The organism is Fictibacillus sp. B-59209 (assembly GCF_036216745.1).
In the GTDB taxonomy this organism is placed as follows: Bacteria; Bacillota; Bacilli; order Bacillales; family Fictibacillaceae; genus Fictibacillus_C; species Fictibacillus_C marinisediminis.
The window spans coordinates 27,003-46,614 of the sequence record NZ_JARMMC010000006.1 but is presented as its reverse complement, the minus strand read 5'-3'; the positions used below and the strand labels follow the sequence as shown (position 1 = coordinate 46,614).

The window sequence follows — 19,612 nt, the reverse complement described above, 5'->3', positions numbered from 1 at the left end:
TTCAATCCTTATTTTGTTGCTTGAAGTTGTTTTTGAAGTTCATTCATGATTTCTTGTGCGCCTTCTGGGCTAAGAATGATTTTGCCGCCAGCAAGTGAGTAGTTGTCATCAGAAACTTCCCCGGTTACTGCACAAGTCATATTGGGCTTGTATTTTTTAAGGATGATGCGGTCATCATCAACGTAGATTTCAAGTGCGTCTTTTTCAGCAATTCCGAGTGTGCGTCGTAATTCGATTGGAATTACCACACGTCCTAGTTCATCAACTTTACGAACAATACCTGTAGATTTCATTTTAGTAATCTCCTCCCGAATAGTAGATATTTAAATCCTAATATTAATTATATATATAATCGTCAGAATTCGACAAAATCTTACGGATTCATCATAACAATATTTCCAGATGAGGTCAACTATTTTGCAAACAAAAATTTCTCTATCTATTTACCCGTTTTTCTATAAGTTCAATCATACCAGATTATCTTTACAAACAGGTAAAAATAGGTTTAGAAAATTATTCTTGTTTTTCAAAAAAATTACTGGGAATTATTCTTGATAAATTCGTCATTATTCGACAAAACTGACTTTTAAAAAATACTCCCTTAGCCTATTCTTCACCGTACATCCTGTTTACCTTGACATGACTTTACGGGATTAGGTATATTTTGAGTGAAGAAAAGAGCATAATGAAAGTATTTACATAAGTGATTTCGCACTTGTTTTGTATTTTATGTCCCAGAACAAACATTTTTTTACACTTTTCATAGAACTGACAAATTTGAAAGTCGAAATGAGCAGTCACTTTTTTCTGTAAATAAAATGTCCCTCTTTTTGCAGGGGCTTTTTTCATAGTTTATTAAATTTTTTAACCGGAGGAATTCATTATGGGAGAAAAAACATTTTATATTACAACACCAATATATTATCCAAGCGGAAAACTCCATATCGGCCACGCGTACACCACAGTAGCGGGCGATGCCTTGGCAAGATATAAACGCTTAAAAGGTTATGAAGTTATGTATTTGACTGGAACAGATGAGCACGGCCAAAAAATTCAGCAGAAGGCGGAAGAGAACGGAGTAACTCCGCAGCAATATGTAGATGAAATCGTGACGGGGATCAAAGATCTTTGGCAGAAACTCGATATATCTTACGATGACTTCATCCGTACAACCGAAGACAGGCATAAAGAGGGTGTAGAGAAAATCTTTAAGCGGCTTCTTGATCAAGGAGATATTTACCTTGGCGAGTATGAAGGCTGGTACTGTACGCCGTGTGAATCCTTCTTCACTGAGACTCAGCTTGTCGACGGAAAATGCCCGGACTGCGGAAGAGAAGTAAAGCGCGTAAAGGAAGAGAGCTATTTCTTTAATATGAGCAAGTATGCGGACAGGCTTCTTCAGTTCTATGAAGAGAATCCGGAGTTCATTCAGCCGGAATCCCGCAAAAATGAGATGATCAATAACTTTATCAAGCCTGGGTTAGAGGATCTCGCGGTTTCCCGTACGTCTTTCGACTGGGGTGTGAAGGTGCCCGGCAATCCGAAGCATGTTATCTATGTGTGGATTGACGCGCTTTCCAATTATATTACAGCGCTCGGTTATGGATCAGAAAACGATGAAAAGTATAAAAAATTCTGGCCGGCAAATGTTCATCTCGTCGGGAAAGAGATCGTCAGGTTCCATACGATTTACTGGCCGATTATGCTGATGGCACTGGACCTTCCGCTTCCCAAAAAAGTCTTTGCCCACGGCTGGCTGCTTATGAAGGACGGAAAAATGTCCAAATCCAAAGGAAACGTTGTCGATCCGGTAACCTTGATCGACCGATATGGATTGGATGCCCTGCGCTATTATCTTCTCCGTGAAGTTCCTTTTGGTTCTGACGGCGTGTTCACGCCTGAAAGCTTTGTAGACCGGGTGAACCATGACCTTGCCAATGACCTGGGCAATCTTGTGAACCGTACGGTGGCGATGATCAATAAATACTTTGATGGCGCCATTCCTGACTACGAAGGCAATGTGACGAACTTTGATCAGACTCTTGTTGATTTTGTTCTGAATACCGTTAAAAAGGCAGAAGAATCTTTGGAGAACATGGAGTTTTCGGTGGCTTTAAGCAGCATCTGGCAATTGATCAGCCGCACGAATAAATATATCGATGAAACCCAGCCTTGGATCCTGGCAAAAAATGAAGAAGACAAAAAGGCTCTGGCAGCAGTCATGTATCATTTGGCGGAGTCCATCCGTATAGTTTCCGTATTGATTCAGCCGTTCCTGACAAATGCGCCTGCGAAAATCTGGGGACAGCTTGGGATCCAGGAAGGTGAGCTTACAGACTGGAACACCGTCTATGAATTTGGAAAACTGCCGGAAGGAACAAAGGTTCAAAAAGGAAATCCAATCTTCCCTCGTCTTGAAACTGAGGAAGAAGTGAGCTATATTCAGCAGTCTATGGGTGGTGCAACTGCTGCAGAGCAAGAAGAGAAGGCGCCAGTAGCTATCGTTGAAAAAGAAGAAACAGCTGAGATCTCGATCGATGATTTTATGAAAGTTGACCTTCGAGTGGCTCAAGTCATCGAGGCGGAGCCAGTGAAAAAAGCGGACAAACTCTTGAAGCTTCAGCTAGATCTCGGTTATGAGAAAAGGCAGGTTGTCTCAGGTATTGCAAAGTATTACCGACCTGAAGACTTGATAGGACAAAAAGTCATTTGCGTCACCAACCTTAAACCGGTAAAACTCCGGGGAGAACTGTCAGAAGGCATGATCCTCGCTGGTTCAGCCGGAGATCAGCTGACATTGGCAACGGTCGATCAAAGCTTGCCGAATGGAGCAAAAGTCAAATAAAGTATGCGTGAAAGGGGAGCCTAAAAGGGTTCCCTTTTTTAATTTTACCAGGGGTCAAATGGGGCATGTTATTTCCAGTATGTAATAAAACTGTAATGCAATTGTTATCCAGACGTCTTGGTGTTATAGGACAAAGGTATGATAAACTGTGAAAGTATTAATTAGGAGGGCTTTCTTCATGTTTGATACACACGCACATTTAAATGCAATTCAGTTTGAAGAAGATCTTGAAGAGGTAATACAAAGAGCTTTGGATGAAGGAATTTCACATATTGTTGTCGTTGGGTTTGACCGGCCGACAATCAAAGGCGCTATAAAGTTGGCTGATACATATGATTTTATCTATGCAGCTGTAGGATGGCACCCCGTGGACGCGGTGGATATGACACCGGAAGATTTACAGTGGATCGAAGAACTCGCAGCTCACCCCAAAGTGGTGGCTTTAGGTGAGATGGGGCTGGATTACCATTGGGATAAATCACCGGAAGATGTTCAGAAAGATGTCTTTCGCCAACAGATTCAACTGGCTAAGAAAGTGAAGCTTCCGATTATTATTCATAATCGCGATGCGACACAGGATGTCGTTGATATTCTTAAAAGCGAAGGTGCCGAGGAAGTTGGCGGAATCATGCACTGTTACAGCGGCAGCCTGGAGGTTGCTAAACAGTGTTTAGACATGAACTTCTACATTTCTTTTGGCGGGCCAGTTACATTTAAAAATGCCAAGAAGCCAAAAGAAGTGGCGAAAGAGATCCCGATCGACCGGCTCCTTATCGAAACGGATTGTCCTTACCTAAGTCCCCATCCGCTCAGGGGCAAGCGAAATGAACCATCATATGTAAAGTACGTAGCTGAGGCTATCGCCGAGTTAAGAGAAATGCCTCTGGAAGATTTAGTTAAAAAAACTTCCGACAATGCCAGACAATTATTCGGCATCAATCGCTGACCGGTTTTGTCGAAAAGAGAAAAAAACAGGCAAAAAACGTTGTAAATCCAGCAAAATCAACATTACGGAAGAGGAAATTGTCGAACGGTTTTCCTTCCCTTTTCACCCTTTTTCCTTACATAATTGGGCTTGTGTAATTAATTTACATAAGAGGGGGGATTTGACAACGAATTATTCAACGAATATACTTCAATCCTTGTAAAGGGGGAATGGATGACATGAACAGGAGCAAGAGTAAGCTTTTTTATGATTTCTTCACGAAAAAGCTCGTAATGGCTGCTGCCGCGATCATCGTTCTGGCTGTAACAACAGGTTTCGTAAGCTATGAAACTTCGAAAACCGACGTTATGATCATGGTTGATGGGAAAGAGAAATCGTTTAGTTCACACGCAGAAAATGTTAGGGATGCACTTTCTGACTATGGTATATCGGTTAACCGCCATGATGAGGTGGAACCAGGATTAAACGAGCCGCTTAAAAACGGCATGAAGATTGAGTATACACCTGCACATAAAATTAACTTTACGCAGGATGGAGAAAAACAATCGGTTTGGTCAACAGCCAGCACTGTTAAAGAATTTTTAGGCGAACGCAATATCAGCGTGAACCAGCATGATAAACTTAAGCCTGGTTTAGCAACGCCGCTCAAAACTCAGCAGAACATAAACCTTCAGCAAGCTGTCTCAGTTGACCTTGTTGTAGGCGGAAAAGAAAAGCAAGTTTGGACCACTTCGACTACGGTCGCTGACCTTTTAAAACAAAACAAAGTGAAACTAGGGGATCTTGACCGGGTAGAGCCCGCTAAAGAGACGAAGTTAAACAACGACATGAAGGTTAATATCATCAGAGTAGAAAAGGTCACCGATGTAGTGGAAGAAGATACGCCGTTTGCTACCGTCACCCGTAAAGACGGAAAACTGGCAAAAGGAAAAGAGAAAGTGGTAGAACCGGGCTCCAAAGGCCGGGTATCGAAAAAGTATGAGGTCGTACTTGAAAACGGGAAAGAGGTTTCCCGAAAATTAAAAAGTAAAAAAACATTGGAAGATAGTTCAGATAAGGTAATAGCCGAAGGCACAAAGCCGAAACCTGTTACGGTTTCGCGCGGAAAGAGTACTCCTTCCGGAGGCAAGGAACTTTATGTTACAAGTACCGCTTACACTGCGAGCTGCGCCGGATGTTCGGGCAAGACGAGGACAGGCCTGAACCTTCACGCCAATCCTAATGCGAAAGTCATCGCGGTAGACCCAAAAGTCATTCCACTTGGGAGCAAAGTGTATGTAGAAGGCTATGGCTATGCTATCGCTTCTGATACAGGCGGTGCCATCAATGGCAATCGCATCGATGTTTTCTTCTCCTCTCAGTCAGAGGCTGTCAAATGGGGAAGAAAAACGGTAAGAGTTAAAATTATTAAATAAAGCTAAATTCCAGATATAGAAGAGAAGCAGGGGAGCTGTGTCCATACCCGCAAAAGCGGGTATTGATGCCAATCCTCTGCTTTTTATTTTCCTTAAGGGAAAGTAAGGGTATACTAGGAAGTAGTTTTTTGCATGACCTGGGAGGAAATCATGAAAATTAAAGAAATAATTGTGGTTGAAGGCAAAAGTGATACCATCGTGATACAGAATGCGGTCAATGCGGACACCATTGAAACAAACGGTTCAGAAATAAGTGATGAAACGATAGAACAGATCAGGCTTGCTCAGGAAAAAAGAGGGGTTATCGTGTTTACAGATCCTGATTATCCGGGGGAGCGCATCCGGAAAATTATTTCAAACAAGATACCCGGTTGCAAGCATGCATTTCTTCCCAAAAAGGAAGCGATGGCAAGAAATAAAAAAGGCATTGGAGTGGAGCATGCCTCAAAGGATTCAATAAGAGAAGCACTGCGTCATGTAAAAGAAGAATATATAGAAGAAACGGAAAAAATTTCATGGAACGATCTTGTAACAGCAGGGCTAATCGGCGGACAGCAGGCAAAAGCCAGAAGAGAAAAGCTTGGAAAGAGCTTAAAGATCGGATATATGAACGGAAAGCAGCTGCACAAGCGCTTGATGATGTTTCAGATTACTGAACGGCAATTTGCTGATGCCATGAAGGAAATTTTACAGGAGGAACAGGAAAGATGAAGGATATCTCAAATCCGCAAAGTACAAAAGCCATACTGAAGAAACATGGCTTCACATTTAAAAAAAGTCTCGGTCAGAACTTTTTGATTGACCGTAATATACTGAACAATATCGTTGCCCAGGCTGATTTAACAGAGGAATCCGGGGCTATAGAAATCGGGCCGGGAATTGGTGCGTTGACAGAGCATATCGCTCGCCAGGCAAAAAAGGTCGTTGCTTTTGAGATTGACCAGCGGCTGCTTCCCATCTTAAGCGAGACGCTGGAGCCTTATCCTCATGTAAAAGTTATTCATTCTGATATTCTTGAGGCGGATGTTTCTCAAGTGATAGGACAAGAGTTTGAAGGGATAGAGGATATTATGGTTGTGGCAAATCTTCCTTATTATGTGACCACACCAATCATTATGAAGCTCTTAACGGAAAAGCTTCCGATCCGGGGAATCGTCTGTATGATCCAAAAGGAGGTAGCGGACAGGCTTGCAGCTAAACCGGGAACGAAGGATTACAATTCCTTGTCGATTGCTGTACAGTACTATGCGGAAGCAGAAACGGTTCTGAAAGTGCCTAAAACGGTTTTTGTGCCGGCGCCTAACGTGGACTCTGCCGTTATCAGGCTGACCCTGAGAAAAGAGCCGCCTGTTCAAGTGAAGGATGAAACCTTCTTCTTTGAAGTGATTCGTTCCTCTTTTGGCCAAAGAAGAAAAACACTTTGGAACAACTTGCTGAATAACCTTCCATTAAAAGAGAAGAGAGAAGAGCTCCAAGAAGTTTTTGATGAAATTCAGATCGATCCAAAACGAAGAGGCGAGACCCTGACCATCGAAGAATTTGCAAAACTTGCAGACGCTTTAGCTCCCCTTCTAAAATGAGACTCATGTTTCTAATCCCGGCGACATATCTTTAAAAAGGATGATGTAACTGGGATTTGTACTTTTCTCCAAACAGGGGGAGTTCGATGAAACTTGAAATCGGATCAGTGGTTGGCAGGACGTCATATAAATGTGATCTATTGTTTCGAATTGTAGGGTTCAATGAAGATAAAACAGTGGCAGATCTTGCCGGTGAAGAGATGAGACTAATTGCCGATGCTCCGGTTGCTGATCTTGTAACCATGTCTCCGCAGCAGCAGCACGAAAGGCGGCAGGCGGGGCAGGAAAAGGAAGAGTCCTCCTATAAACTGTTCAGGCAGGATTACTACCTGCTCAGGCAGAAGAGAGAATACCTTTCAACAAACGGCTATGAATATGACCAATCGTATTTCGAGCTGCCCGGCCGGGTTCTTCACGTAGATGGTGATCCCCTCTATTTAAGCAAATGCCTTGAGCTCTATAAGCGGCTTGGTGTTCCTGTATATGGGATCCATCTGAAGGAAACAGAAATGCCTGAAAAAGTTCCCGCTCTTGTTGATGAAGTGCGGCCGGATATCCTGGTCATCACCGGGCATGACGCCTACATGAAGAACAAAGGATCAATTGATGATATGCAGGCTTATCGGCATACTAAATTCTTTGTAAGAACTGTAAGAGAAATTCGGAGAAATTATCCTCAGCTTGATCATTTAATGATTTTTGCAGGAGCATGCCAATCTCATTTTGAGTCATTGATAAAAGCGGGCAGTAATTTTGCAAGCTCACCGGCAAGGATCAATATACACGCCCTGGATCCTGTTTATATCGTATCCAAGATCAGCATGACTTCCTTCATGGAACATGTAAATGTGATGGACGTCCTGCGGAACACGCTCACGGGCCGGGAAGGATTGGGCGGGGTCGAAACAAAAGGATTCTTGCGGACTGGCATGCCGATTAAATCACAAACCTATACCCAATAAGAAAACTCCAGCCTGTTTGCTGGAGTTTTCTTATGCTTAAAAAAAGATTATTGGCAAGCATACATACTTTTTACAATTTCCCACATAATAAAAGTGAAAAAAGGATAATTTTTCATTGACATGACAACTTCAATATTGCTATAATTTTAGTTTTAATTTGACAAAAAGTAGCGATTTGTGTTACAATTTGTCTAAGTGAGGTGGAGCCGATATGGGTAAAACAATTGTGGACATTAGACGAATTTTAGAGTCTAACGTGGGTAAAAGACTTTCTCTAAGAGCCAACGGAGGTCGTCGCAAAACGATTGAACGACTTGGTACCTTAGAAGAAACATACCCTGCCGTATTTATTATTAAACTGGATCAGGACACCAACGCTTTTGAACGTGTTTCTTACAGCTACGCTGACGTATTAACGGAAACCGTTGAACTAACTTTCTTAGAAGAATCCCAGGTGGTTAGCGGGCAGTAAGAATCCTTACTGCTTTTTTTTTGCCTTTTTTTCAAAAAACGAAGACTTAAGCAAACCAATGGTTGATACATAACATTTTATAATCCGTAAAATACTACCCTTATCGCTTATTTTTGAGAGGGGTATTGCATCATGAGCCGTAGACGTGGAATGATGTCTGAACAATTCAAGATGGAGCTTGCAAAAGACCTTGGGTTTTATGATACGGTCCAAAAGGAAGGCTGGGGCGGCATTAAGTCCAAGGACGCAGGCAATATGGTAAAGCGCGCTATAGAAATGGCGCAGCAGAACCTGTCCCGACAGCAATAAAATATGCGAGACGCCGGAGCCATGCTCCGGTTTTTTGTATATAGAGGCGCTTCCCGTTTTATGATAGTATCAAATTATCTTAAAAATATAGGGGAATCTTTATGAATGATAATAAGATATCCATCAAGGCTCCGGCAAAAATCAATTTGTCTCTGGATGTTCTCGGTAAACGGGAAGATGGGTACCACGAAGTAAAAATGATTATGACGACGGTAGACCTCTCTGACCGTGTGGAACTGACACTCCTTGAGGAAAATCGAATAACGATTGAATCTACAGGCGGGTTCGTCCCCCTCGATCAGCGGAACCTGGCTTATCAAGCAGCTTTGCTTCTCAAGAAGACCTTTGGGGTTAAAAAAGGAGTCGGGATCCACATTGCTAAGAATATTCCTGTTGCAGCTGGACTTGCAGGGGGGAGCAGCGATGCAGCCGCGGCATTAAAAGGCCTGAATGAGATCTGGAAGCTCGGACTTTCTCTGGATGAACTGGCTGTACTTGGGGCAAAGATCGGTTCTGACGTATCCTTTTGTGTTTACGGCGGTACCGCTATCGCTTCTGGCAGAGGGGAACATATTCAGCATATTAAAGCGCCGCCGCCTTGCTGGGTGCTGCTTGCCAAACCCCCAATCGGTGTATCGACTGCCGAAGTGTACCGAAGGCTTGATACCAAAACCATTGATCATCCTGACATTGAGGCGATGGTTCATGCAATTGAAACGAATGATTATGAAGGTGTCTGCGGCCAGCTAGGAAACGTTCTCGAAACGGTTACACTTCCCATTTATCCGGAAGTAAAGCAGATCAAAGATCAAATGCATCGGCTCGGTGCAGATGGTGTGCTCATGAGCGGAAGCGGCCCAACCGTTTTTGGACTGTTTCAGCATGAGTCGCGGGTTAACCGTGTGTACAACGGCCTGAGAGGTTTTTGCCATGAAGTTTACGCTGTACGCCTGCTGGGTGAGGGACAGGAAGACTTTAAATACTAATGTTCTTTCGCCCTCTTTAAAAAAACGGATAATTTGAACGATTTTCATTTGTATGTTGATAAAAACCGTATGAAAATGGTATATTAACTTCAAATATTCGGTTTTTGGAGGCGCAGGATGAAGTTAAAACGAAGCGGAAGAATGGTTGACTTAACCACATACCTATTGCAGCATCCACATCAGTTGATTCCATTATCATACTTTGTGGAGAGGTATCAGTCTGCCAAATCATCCATCAGCGAAGACTTGGCCATCATTAAAGAAAATTTTGAATACCAAGGGATTGGCTCTATCATTACAGTGGCTGGCGCAGCCGGCGGCGTAAAGTATATTCCTTCTGTTTCTAAAGCGGAAGCAAAAGAGATCATTGAAGAACTGACCGGGATGCTTGAAGATCCTGACCGGCTGCTTCCCGGCGGTTACCTTTACTTAACGGACATCATTGGAAATCCTAATCTGGTCAACCAGGTGGGACGGCTTTTTTCCTCCGTTTTTTCGCTTCAAAAAATTGATGCCGTCATGACCGTGGCGACAAAGGGGATACCTTTGGCGTATGCAGTGGCCTCGCAGTTGAATGTTCCTGTCGTAATCGTACGCAGCAACAGCAGAGTGACGGAAGGGTCTACTGTCAGTATCAACTATGTATCGGGATCAACGAAACGCATTCAAACGATGGCGCTGGCGAGAAGAAGTATCAAGAAGGGTGCCAACGTACTTATTATTGATGACTTCATGAAGGCTGGCGGCACAATCCGCGGCATGATCAGCCTAATCAAAGAGTTCCAGGCGGAAGTGGCTGGAATCGGTGTACTCGTTGAGGCACAGGATGGAGCAGAGAGGCTCGTGGATGATTATGTTTCATTAACCCGGCTGGCCAGTGTGAATGAAAAGGAACAGAGGATAGAGGTTGAGGAAGGAAATTACTTCATTCAAAAGGAGAAGAGATAACGATGAACAAGGTACAGACTGCAAAAGCACCTGCAGCTATCGGCCCGTATGTACAGGGGATGGTTGTTAATAATCTTTTTTACAGTTCAGGCCAGATTCCTCTGACAGCAGAAGGCACCTTGGTGGAAGGCGATATTGCTGCGCAAACCCATCAGGTTTTTAAAAACCTTCAGGCTGTTTTGGAGGAAGCGAACTCTTCATTCGAGCAAGTAGTAAAAACGACTGTCTTTATCAAAAATATGGATGATTTTGGAACCATTAATGAAGTATACGGAGAGTATTTCTCTGAACACAAGCCTGCCCGTTCTTGTGTGGAAGTTGCCCGCCTGCCAAAGGATGTGCAAATTGAAATTGAAGTCATTGCCTTAGTCAAAACATAAAAATAAAAAGATAGGAAAATAGCACCTTTTCATTTGAGAAGGTGCTATTTTTTATTTTACATAATTTTTTAAAAATTTTTATTATATATAGAAGGATTTTGAAAAAGAATGAAGAAATGTTGTTATACGTTCTTATTTATGGAAAAAGGTGGTGTTTGGAATGGAAGTGACTGATGTAAGACTTAGAAGGGTGAATACAGAAGGACGTATGAAAGCGATTGCTTCGATTACGATCGATCATGAATTTGTTATCCATGACATTCGTGTGATTGATGGGAATAACGGTATGTTCGTTGCTATGCCTAGCAAAAGAACGCCGGATGGGGAATTTAGAGATATCGCTCACCCGATTACGTCCAGTACACGCGAAAAGATTCAAAACGCGGTGTTGACGGAATATCACAGAATGGGTGAAATGGAATCTGCTTTTGAAGAAGCAGGGGCATCCTAAACAGCGTATAAAAGAACTCCTTACTCAAGGAGTTCTTTTTTTATGCTTTTTTTAGCCTGGGTGGTTTTAAGACAGGAATGAAAAGGGAAGTTCCAATGATGTATCTAGTCATTAAAGTACTGCAAGGATAGCTATATTCATAGCCAATAGTAATGTCATTATGAGTATTAATGCTTGAGTTATTGGAGCTTTTTAACAATACATTGACAAATCCTTCACACTCCTTGAAATGACTGTGATTATAAGATATATTCGTAAGGGAATATCAGCAGAGTAATAGTAAATAATAGTGGAGGTCATTTATGAGTAAACGCTTCGCAGTAGTGTTAGCTGCAGGTCAAGGAACGAGAATGAAATCCAGTTTATATAAAGTACTGCATCCTGTCTGCGGCAAACCAATGGTACAACACGTGGTCGATCAGATCTCTCAATTGGACATGCAGAAGATTGTAACGGTAGTAGGCCATGGCGCCGAAAAGGTTAAAGACCAGCTAGGAGACCGTTCAGGATATGTACTTCAGGAAGAACAGCTAGGAACAGCGCATGCAGTCATGCAGGCTGATGATGCCCTGTCAAAAGAGGACGGCATTACGCTTGTTGTATGTGGCGACACTCCTCTGATCACTGCAGAAACGATGCAAAAGCTGATTGATGAGCATCAGGCCGCCGGCGCGAAAGTCACGATTCTTACTGCGAAAGCAGAAGATCCAGCAGGTTATGGACGTGTACTTCGCAATGAGAGCGGAACGGTTGAAAGAATCGTTGAGCATAAAGATGCAAGTGACGAAGAAAAGAAAGTACAGGAAATTAATACGGGAACCTACTGCTTCGATAACCAGTCCTTATTTGAGGCTCTTTCTTCTGTCAATAACGATAACTCTCAGGGTGAATACTATTTGCCAGACGTAATCGAAATTATTCAGAAGAAAGGTGAAGTCGTAGCAGCTTATCAGACTCCATCTTTTGATGAAACGCTTGGTGTCAATGACCGTGTAGCCCTTTCGCAAGCGGAAAAAACGATGAAAAAACGAATCAATGAAGGGCATATGAGAAACGGTGTAACCATCATTGACCCTGAACAGACGTATATTTCTTCTGACGCAGTCATCGGAAGAGACACCATTCTTTATCCGGGCACAATGATCAATGGATCTTCTGTCATCGGTGAAAACAATATCATTGGACCAAACAGTGAAATTAAGGACAGTAAGCTCGGAAACGGAAATACGATCAAACAGTCCGTCGTTCATGACAGTGAGGTCGGTAATGAAGTAAACATCGGGCCGTTCGCCCATATCCGCCCAGCTTCTTCTATTGAAGACCAGGTAAAGATTGGTAACTTTGTGGAAGTGAAAAAATCGGTAATGGCACAAGGAAGCAAGGCTTCTCATCTAAGCTATATCGGTGATGCGGAGATTGGCAGAGAGGTGAACCTCGGCTGCGGATCGATTACCGTGAATTATGATGGAGAGAACAAGCATCTAACGAAAGTTGAAGACGGAGCTTTCATCGGCTGCAACTCCAATTTAATCGCTCCTGTAACAGTCGGGCAAAACGCCTATGTCGCTGCAGGATCTACGATTACTGATGATGTTCCAGGTGAAGCATTCTCGATTGCGAGAAGCAGACAGACAACTAAAGAAGGTTATGTTTCAAAATTAAAGAACAAAAAATAAAGCATAAAGCTGTTTACAAGAAAATTGAGCAAGTAGTTTAAAAAACGGAAGGAATAGGTGTTAATGGCTACTAGTTATGTTGATTCTACGTTAAAGGTTTTTACGTTAAATTCAAATATTGAACTCGCACAGGAAATTGCGAAGCATATTGGAATTGATCTTGGAAAAAGCTCTGTAACCCACTTCAGCGATGGCGAAATCCAAATCAATATCGAAGAAAGCATCCGCGGGAGCGAAGTTTATATTATTCAGTCTACAAGCGCCCCAGTTAATCAGCACTTAATGGAATTGCTTATCATGATTGATGCGCTTAAACGTGCTTCAGCCAAAACGATCAATGTGGTCATTCCTTATTACGGGTATGCCCGCCAGGACCGCAAAGCGCGTGCGCGTGAACCTATTACAGCAAAACTAGTAGCAAACCTTTTAGAAACTGCAGGGGCGACAAGGGTTATTACTATCGACCTTCACGCTACCCAAATCCAGGGATTCTTTGATATTCCAGTGGATCAGCTTCTTGGTGTTCCGATTCTTGCCAATTACTTTGAAGATAAGAAACTTAATGACATTGTCGTGGTTTCTCCTGATCACGGTGGAGTAACACGTGCAAGAAAAATGGCAGACCGTCTGAAAGCTCCTATTGCGATCATTGACAAACGTCGTCCGCGTCCGAATGTGGCTGAAGTCATGAACATCGTTGGTAACATTGAAGGAAAGACGGCGATTTTGATTGATGACATCATCGACACTGCAGGTACGATCACACTTGCTGCAAACGCGCTTGTTGAAAACGGTGCAAAGGAAGTCTATGCGTGCTGTACACACCCTGTATTGTCAGGTCCTGCAATGGAACGCATCCAGAACTCCAGGATTAAAGAACTTGTCGTGACGAACACGATTGTCCTTCCAGACGAAAAACGCACGGACAAAGTTACTCAGCTATCTGTGGCTCCATTGCTTGGAGAAGCGATTATTCGCGTTCACGAACAGCTTTCTGTTTCCAAACTATTTGATTAATAGACAGCTTTCGGAGACATGGTTTTTGCTTGCTTGGTTTTAAACTTCGTAAAATAGGGTAATTCTTATAGAGACTTATATTTAGGAAGGGTGAAATAATATGGCAACAGAACTCAAAGCCAATAAACGAAATACCACAAAGCGTTCTTATATCACTCAACTAAGACAAGAAGGGAATGTGCCTGCGGTTGTTTACGGCAGCGGCACAGAACCTCAGTCTATAGCTGTTACAGAAACAGAGTTTATAAAAGTAATAAAAGACCATGGACTAAACGGGGTTATTTCCCTGGTTACAGATGATAAGAAAAAATTGTCGGTAATGGTTCAGGAAGTACAAAGAGATCACTTAAAAAATGAAGTCAGACATATTGATTTCATCGTGGTTGACCTTAAAAAAGAAATCGAAGCTGATGTGCCTCTAACGGTTACAGGCGAATCTCCGGGAGTGAAAGAAGGCGGTGTCCTTCAGCGTATTCTTCATACGGTGACGGTAAAAGCCAAGCCGAATGATTTCCCGGATCATATTGAAGTCAATGCAGAAAATCTTAACATTGGAGATTCCCTCCTTGTAAAAGATCTTCCGGCCTCATCTTCTTATGAAATTGTTGATGACGAGGAAGAGGTTGTTCTGACTGTTACACCTCCGGCCGTTGCTGAAACGGAAGACGAAGATGCTGAAGATCGAGAAGAAGCAGAAGCGGATCCAGGCGGAGATGCAGAAGGAAAAGCTGTGGATAATGAGGACAAGGGTTCCGGCGGGCCTAAAGAATAATTAATAGCAGAAGATAAGGAACGGCGCAGCTTGCAGGCTGCGCCGTTTGTTTTGATTGGTGCCTGGCTCAATGAGCTTTTCTGTAGGTGTTCTTAATTAATGACCAGCACAGTTTAGTGTATAATATGAGGTAGCATCATCATAGGCTGTTGGTGTAAGACAGCGGCCATGAAAGTGAGGATTTCATGTGAAATGGTTTGTAGGTCTCGGAAACCCGGGCAGAGAATATGAAAATACACGCCACAATGTGGGCTTTTGGGTGATCGATGAATTATCAAAGCGTTTTAACATTCCTTTAAACCAATCGAAATTTAAAGGGATTTATGGGACTGGTGTAATTAATGGAGAAAAGGTGTATTTGTTAAAGCCTTTAACGTATATGAATTTATCAGGAGAAAGTGTCCGCCCTTTTAAAGATTATTTTAAATTGGCTGTTGAGGACATGGTGGTCATTTACGATGATCTGGATACCCCTGCAGGCAAACTGAGGCTGAGGGAAAAAGGAAGTGCCGGCGGCCATAATGGGATGAAATCTATTATCGCCCATATTGGCACTCAGGAGTATAACAGAGTCCGATTCGGAATTGGAAGGCCGTCCAATGCCCAGCCTGTACCGGATTACGTTCTCAGTCCGTTTTCTAAAGAGGACACTCCTCTTATTGAATCAGCTCTTCAACGGTCATCTGATGCGTGTGAAGCCTTTCTGTCTATGCCGTTTTCACGCGTCATGAATAAGTACAACGGCTGAATAGAAATCCCCTGTTCCGTTCATAATGGGAGTAACATAACATAATATGAACCGGATAAGGGGGCTGTGTCATTGGCTATTCATTATCATTGCCGCCACTGTGGAAAGCACGTGGGAAGCCTGGAGCACCAGAATCTTACTTCAGAACAGCTTGGTTTTCACGAGCTTACTTCTGAAGAAAGGCAAGCGATGCTCGAGTATGACAAGCAAGGGCATTTACAAGTCAAAACCATTTGCGAGGATTGTCATGAAGCGCTTGAGAGAAACCCGGATTACTATGCGCTCCATTCTTTTATTCAATAAGAAAGTCGCTTTGGCAGCTGGCCAAGGCTTTTTCTGTTTGAAGCAGAATAGAATATTCATATCATAAACGGGGAAAGAGCAAGAAACACCATCAGTAAGCATATACAACATAGTACTGAGGAATACACGGGTTTGTATTTCATCAGGGGGGAGGTTTACATGTTAGGACTTAAAAAGCTCTACAGCAAGGGCGATGATTTTCAGGCTGTACTGACAGGTTTAAAGGAAAACCTGAAAGAACAGCTGGTCGCCGGATTATCCGGATCGGCAAGGACGCTTCTAATTGCCTCTTTATATGAGCAGACGGGACAAACACAATTCGTCATCACTCATAATCTTTATCAGGCTCAGAAGCTCTATGAAGATCTATGCAGCCTGCTTCCGGAAGAAGAGGTTTTTCTTTATCCGGTCAATGATTTGATATCTTCAGAAATTGCAATTGCCAGTCCCGAGTTAAAAGCTCAGCGGTTAGAAGTGCTTAACTTTCTGACTCATAAGGATAAAGGCGTCATTATAGCTCCGATTGCCGGTGTCAGGAGATTTCTGCCGCCGAAAAGTTTATGGAAACAGAGTCAGCTTGGATTTGAAACAGGAATGGATCTTGAGGTAGAACACGTATTGAACACACTCGTGGCCATTGGGTACGAGCGGGTAAGCATGGTTTCCTCACCAGGAGAGTTCAGTATGCGCGGCGGAATTCTGGACATCTATCCTTTAACAGAAAGACTGCCGGTCCGAATTGAGCTGTTTGATACGGAAATCGATTCAATTCGCTTTTTTGAAGCGGATACGCAGCGATCTGACAAAAAGACAGAAAAAATATTGATCGGGCCTGCACAGGAGATCCTGCTCTATAGTGAACAATTTGAAACAGCGGTTCAAAAGATGGAAGCCGGAGTGGCCTCCACACTAAAAAAGATTAAAGACAAGCAGGTTAAAGAAACACTTGTTGAACATACGGCTTATGAAATCGGCCAATTTAAGGAAAAGCAGCGCTACCAGGGGATGTATAAATATATATCCTTATTTTATGATGAGCCTGCCAGTCTGCTGGATTACGTGCCAAAGGACAGTATTATCGTAATGGATGAAGTCAGCCGTGTTCAGGAGATGTCGAACCAGCTGGAAAAAGAAGAAGCAGAATGGCATACATCACTGCTGATGCAAGGGGAAATTCTGACGGATATCCGTTTATCACAAGAGAGCGATATCCTACAGCAGGCACCATTCCATAAAATTTATCTATCGCTTTTCCTGCGCCATGTTCCGCACACCAATCCGCAGAATATTGTAAATGTCGAAAGCAAAGGAATGCAGAATTTCCATGGGCAGCTACAAGTCCTGAAGGGTGAACTGGAGCGGTGGAAGAAAACAGGATATACAGTCGTCTTTCTTGCCGCCAATGAGGAGCGGGCAAAGCGTCTGGAAAGAGTGCTGGCTGACTACGAAATGGAAGCGAGCCTTATTTCTGGCGATACCGTACTTAAGCCGAAAGTGAATCAAATTTTGATCGGTGACCTATCGAGTGGTTTCGAATCACCGAAACAGAAGCTTGCCGTCATCACAGAGGAAGAAGTCTTTACAAAGAAAGCAAGACGTCCAGTACGCTCTCAAAAAATGTCCAATGCCGAACGGATCAAAAGCTACTCAGAACTTAAAGTCGGCGATTATGTTGTACACGTTAACCATGGGATTGGGAAATACTTAGGGATTGAAACCCTTGAAATAAAAGGGGTCCACAAAGATTATCTTCACATTCGGTATGCCGGAAATGACAAGCTCTATGTGCCTGTCGAGCAGATCGACCAAGTGCAGAAGTTTGTCGGTTCTGAAGCGAAGGAACCGAAAATCTATGCCTTGGGCGGAAGTGACTGGAAGAAGGTCAAAAGCAAAGTTAAGTCTTCGGTGCAGGATATTGCGGATGACTTGATCAAGCTCTATGCTGAACGCGAAGCCAGTGTTGGTTATGCGTTCGGAAAAGATGGAGCTGAACAGCAGGAATTTGAGTCCTCCTTTCCTTATCAGGAAACAGACGATCAGCTTCGGGCTATTAATGAAATTAAGGTCGATATGGAAAGGACCCGCCCCATGGACCGCCTTCTTTGCGGGGATGTCGGCTATGGCAAAACGGAGGTGGCTATCCGTGCCGCCTTTAAAGCAGTTATGGACGGTAAGCAGGTGGCATTCCTCGTTCCAACGACGATCTTGGCTCAGCAGCACTACGAAACCTTCCGTGAACGTTTTGCCGAGTTTCCGATTTCCATTGGTTCACTCAGCCGGTTCCGTTCTAAAAAGGAACAGTCGGAAGTGACGAAAGGGCTTAAGAACGGAACTGTTGATATTGTCATCGGAACACACCGTTTACTTTCCAAGGATGTCCAGTATCATGATCTGGGCCTTCTGATTATTGACGAGGAACAGCGGTTTGGGGTTACTCATAAAGAAAAAATCAAACGGTTAAAATCTAACGTTGATGTACTGACGTTAACGGCGACCCCTATACCGAGGACGCTCCATATGTCCATGCTTGGTGTAAGGGACTTATCAGTCATTGAAACACCGCCTGAAAACCGTTTTCCTGTTCAAACCTATGTAGTGGAATACAACGCATCCCTTGTGAGAGAGGCGATCGAGCGCGAACTTGGGCGCGGCGGCCAGGTTTACTTTTTATATAACCGAGTAGAAACGATTGATCGGATGGCCGAACAGATATCAGCTCTCATACCTGATGTCCGGGTAGCTGCGGCTCACGGACAGATGTCGGAGAACGAACTGGAATCTGTCATGCTTGATTTCCTTGAGGGCAATACAGATGTGCTAGTGTCCACGACCATTATAGAGACGGGTGTAGACATACCGAACGTCAATACATTGATTGTCTATGATGCTGACAAAATGGGCCTCTCCCAGCTTTATCAGTTAAGAGGGAGGGTTGGGCGCTCCAACCGGGTCGCTTATGCTTATTTTACCTATCAGCGGGATAAAGTGCTTACGGAAGTGGCTGAAAAAAGACTTCAGGCAATCAAGGAGTTCACAGAACTTGGCTCAGGCTTTAAAATTGCAATGCGTGACCTGTCGATCCGAGGAGCGGGGAACCTTCTTGGGGCTCAACAGCATGGTTTTATTGACTCTGTTGGATTTGACCTCTATTCTCAAATGCTGCAGGAAGCCATTGAAGAAAGAAAAGGCGACAAGCCGAAGAAAACTGTGCCTGTGATTGATATTAATATTGAAGTGGATGCCTATATTCCTTCGACCTATATCGACGACAGCAAACAGAAGATCGACATGTACAAGCAATTTAAGGCGGCGAACTCCCTTGCTGATGTCGATGAGCTTCATGACAGTCTGATCGACCGTTTTGGCGATTATCCGGTTGAAGTGGAATGCTTGCTGTTAATTGCGAGGATTAAAGAGCTGGCCAAACAAGAAAGCGCGGACAGCATTGAGCAAAAAGGCGATACGGTAACCATCATGCTGTCGCAGGAAGCGACAGAGAAAATAGATGGTGCCAAGCTGTTTGATATCGTCAACAAGCTCGGCCGGTTCATTAATCTTGGTGTGGAAAAAGAAAGACTTAAAATATTATTTAACAAAAAACGCATCTCGGATAAAGAACTGCTTCAGGCAATGGAGCAGGTACTGAAGAAGCTAAAAAGCGTCAAAAAAGATAAAGCCAAGTCCAGATCGTAAAGAGAAGCGGCACCCGGCCAAAAACAAAATGCTTTTGATGAATAGAACTCGCAAGGTAACAAATAATACTAGCAGGGAATGGAACAATCTTCAAAAGAAGGTTTCATTT

19 protein-coding genes are annotated in these 19,612 nt (G+C 43.3%); 18 read left to right on the top strand and 1 reads right to left on the bottom strand.

Features of this window, described 5'->3' with window-relative positions:
* Positions 1–8: 8 nt before the first annotated feature.
* Positions 9–293, bottom strand: a complete 285-nt coding sequence (locus tag P4361_RS04870; protein ID WP_053356275.1) for an AbrB/MazE/SpoVT family DNA-binding domain-containing protein — start codon at positions 291–293, stop codon at positions 9–11.
* Between the two features lie 590 nt (positions 294–883).
* Between P4361_RS04870 and metG the strand changes: the two genes are divergently transcribed.
* The 18 genes from metG (at position 884) to mfd (ending at position 19,503) form a co-directional block, all read left to right on the top strand.
* On the top strand, positions 884–2,845 hold the full coding sequence (metG, locus tag P4361_RS04865; protein ID WP_328088470.1) for a methionine--tRNA ligase: 1,962 nt from the start codon (positions 884–886) through the stop codon (positions 2,843–2,845).
* Between the two features lie 178 nt (positions 2,846–3,023).
* Positions 3,024–3,791 carry a TatD family hydrolase gene (locus P4361_RS04860; RefSeq protein ID WP_053356273.1) on the top strand — a complete coding sequence of 256 codons (768 nt, stop codon included), beginning with the start codon at positions 3,024–3,026 and terminating at the stop codon, positions 3,789–3,791.
* Between the two features lie 218 nt (positions 3,792–4,009).
* Positions 4,010–5,206 carry a ubiquitin-like domain-containing protein gene (locus P4361_RS04855; protein ID WP_328088469.1) on the top strand — a complete coding sequence of 399 codons (1,197 nt, stop codon included), beginning with the start codon at positions 4,010–4,012 and terminating at the stop codon, positions 5,204–5,206.
* Between the two features lie 150 nt (positions 5,207–5,356).
* Positions 5,357–5,917, top strand: a complete 561-nt coding sequence (gene rnmV, locus P4361_RS04850) for a ribonuclease M5 (RefSeq protein WP_328088468.1) — start codon at positions 5,357–5,359, stop codon at positions 5,915–5,917.
* The gene (gene rsmA, locus P4361_RS04845; protein ID WP_053356271.1) at positions 5,914–6,786 is read left to right on the top strand and encodes a 16S rRNA (adenine(1518)-N(6)/adenine(1519)-N(6))-dimethyltransferase RsmA; all 873 of its coding nucleotides are present in this window, start codon (positions 5,914–5,916) and stop codon (positions 6,784–6,786) included. Before rnmV ends, rsmA begins: the two co-directional genes overlap by 4 nt.
* Positions 6,787–6,872: 86 nt before the next feature.
* Positions 6,873–7,748, top strand: coding sequence for a sporulation peptidase YabG (yabG, locus tag P4361_RS04840; RefSeq protein ID WP_091010643.1), 876 nt, complete (start codon positions 6,873–6,875; stop codon positions 7,746–7,748).
* A gap of 211 nt (positions 7,749–7,959) precedes the next feature.
* Complete coding sequence (gene veg / locus P4361_RS04835) at positions 7,960–8,220, top strand: biofilm formation stimulator Veg (RefSeq protein WP_061975971.1); 261 nt, start codon at positions 7,960–7,962, stop codon at positions 8,218–8,220.
* Positions 8,221–8,352: 132 nt separating this feature from the next.
* Positions 8,353–8,529 carry a small, acid-soluble spore protein, alpha/beta type gene (locus P4361_RS04830; protein WP_053356268.1) on the top strand — a complete coding sequence of 59 codons (177 nt, stop codon included), beginning with the start codon at positions 8,353–8,355 and terminating at the stop codon, positions 8,527–8,529.
* Positions 8,530–8,630: 101 nt separating this feature from the next.
* On the top strand, positions 8,631–9,515 hold the full coding sequence (gene ispE / locus P4361_RS04825; protein ID WP_053356267.1) for a 4-(cytidine 5'-diphospho)-2-C-methyl-D-erythritol kinase: 885 nt from the start codon (positions 8,631–8,633) through the stop codon (positions 9,513–9,515).
* A gap of 117 nt (positions 9,516–9,632) precedes the next feature.
* Positions 9,633–10,463 (top strand): pur operon repressor, encoded by an 831-nt coding sequence (gene purR, locus P4361_RS04820; RefSeq protein ID WP_328088467.1) that lies wholly within the window; start codon positions 9,633–9,635, stop codon positions 10,461–10,463.
* Between the two features lie 2 nt (positions 10,464–10,465).
* A complete protein-coding gene (locus tag P4361_RS04815) occupies positions 10,466–10,843 on the top strand; it encodes a RidA family protein (protein ID WP_053356265.1) in 378 nt (125 codons plus the stop codon).
* A gap of 160 nt (positions 10,844–11,003) precedes the next feature.
* On the top strand, positions 11,004–11,294 hold the full coding sequence (gene spoVG, locus P4361_RS04810) for a septation regulator SpoVG (RefSeq protein WP_053356264.1): 291 nt from the start codon (positions 11,004–11,006) through the stop codon (positions 11,292–11,294).
* 302 nt (positions 11,295–11,596) lie between these two features.
* Positions 11,597–12,970 (top strand): bifunctional UDP-N-acetylglucosamine diphosphorylase/glucosamine-1-phosphate N-acetyltransferase GlmU, encoded by a 1,374-nt coding sequence (gene glmU, locus P4361_RS04805; RefSeq protein ID WP_328088466.1) that lies wholly within the window; start codon positions 11,597–11,599, stop codon positions 12,968–12,970.
* A 63-nt stretch (positions 12,971–13,033) separates the two neighbouring features.
* Complete coding sequence (locus P4361_RS04800; protein WP_328088465.1) at positions 13,034–13,987, top strand: ribose-phosphate diphosphokinase; 954 nt, start codon at positions 13,034–13,036, stop codon at positions 13,985–13,987.
* A 100-nt stretch (positions 13,988–14,087) separates the two neighbouring features.
* Positions 14,088–14,759, top strand: coding sequence for a 50S ribosomal protein L25/general stress protein Ctc (locus P4361_RS04795; protein WP_328088464.1), 672 nt, complete (start codon positions 14,088–14,090; stop codon positions 14,757–14,759).
* Positions 14,760–14,946: 187 nt separating this feature from the next.
* Entirely contained in the window at positions 14,947–15,507 is a 561-nt protein-coding gene (pth, locus tag P4361_RS04790; protein ID WP_328088463.1) for an aminoacyl-tRNA hydrolase, read from the top strand.
* Between the two features lie 72 nt (positions 15,508–15,579).
* On the top strand, positions 15,580–15,810 hold the full coding sequence (locus tag P4361_RS04785; RefSeq protein ID WP_053356259.1) for an anti-sigma-F factor Fin family protein: 231 nt from the start codon (positions 15,580–15,582) through the stop codon (positions 15,808–15,810).
* A 159-nt stretch (positions 15,811–15,969) separates the two neighbouring features.
* The gene (gene mfd / locus P4361_RS04780) at positions 15,970–19,503 is read left to right on the top strand and encodes a transcription-repair coupling factor (protein WP_328088462.1); all 3,534 of its coding nucleotides are present in this window, start codon (positions 15,970–15,972) and stop codon (positions 19,501–19,503) included.
* Positions 19,504–19,612: the final 109 nt, after the last annotated feature.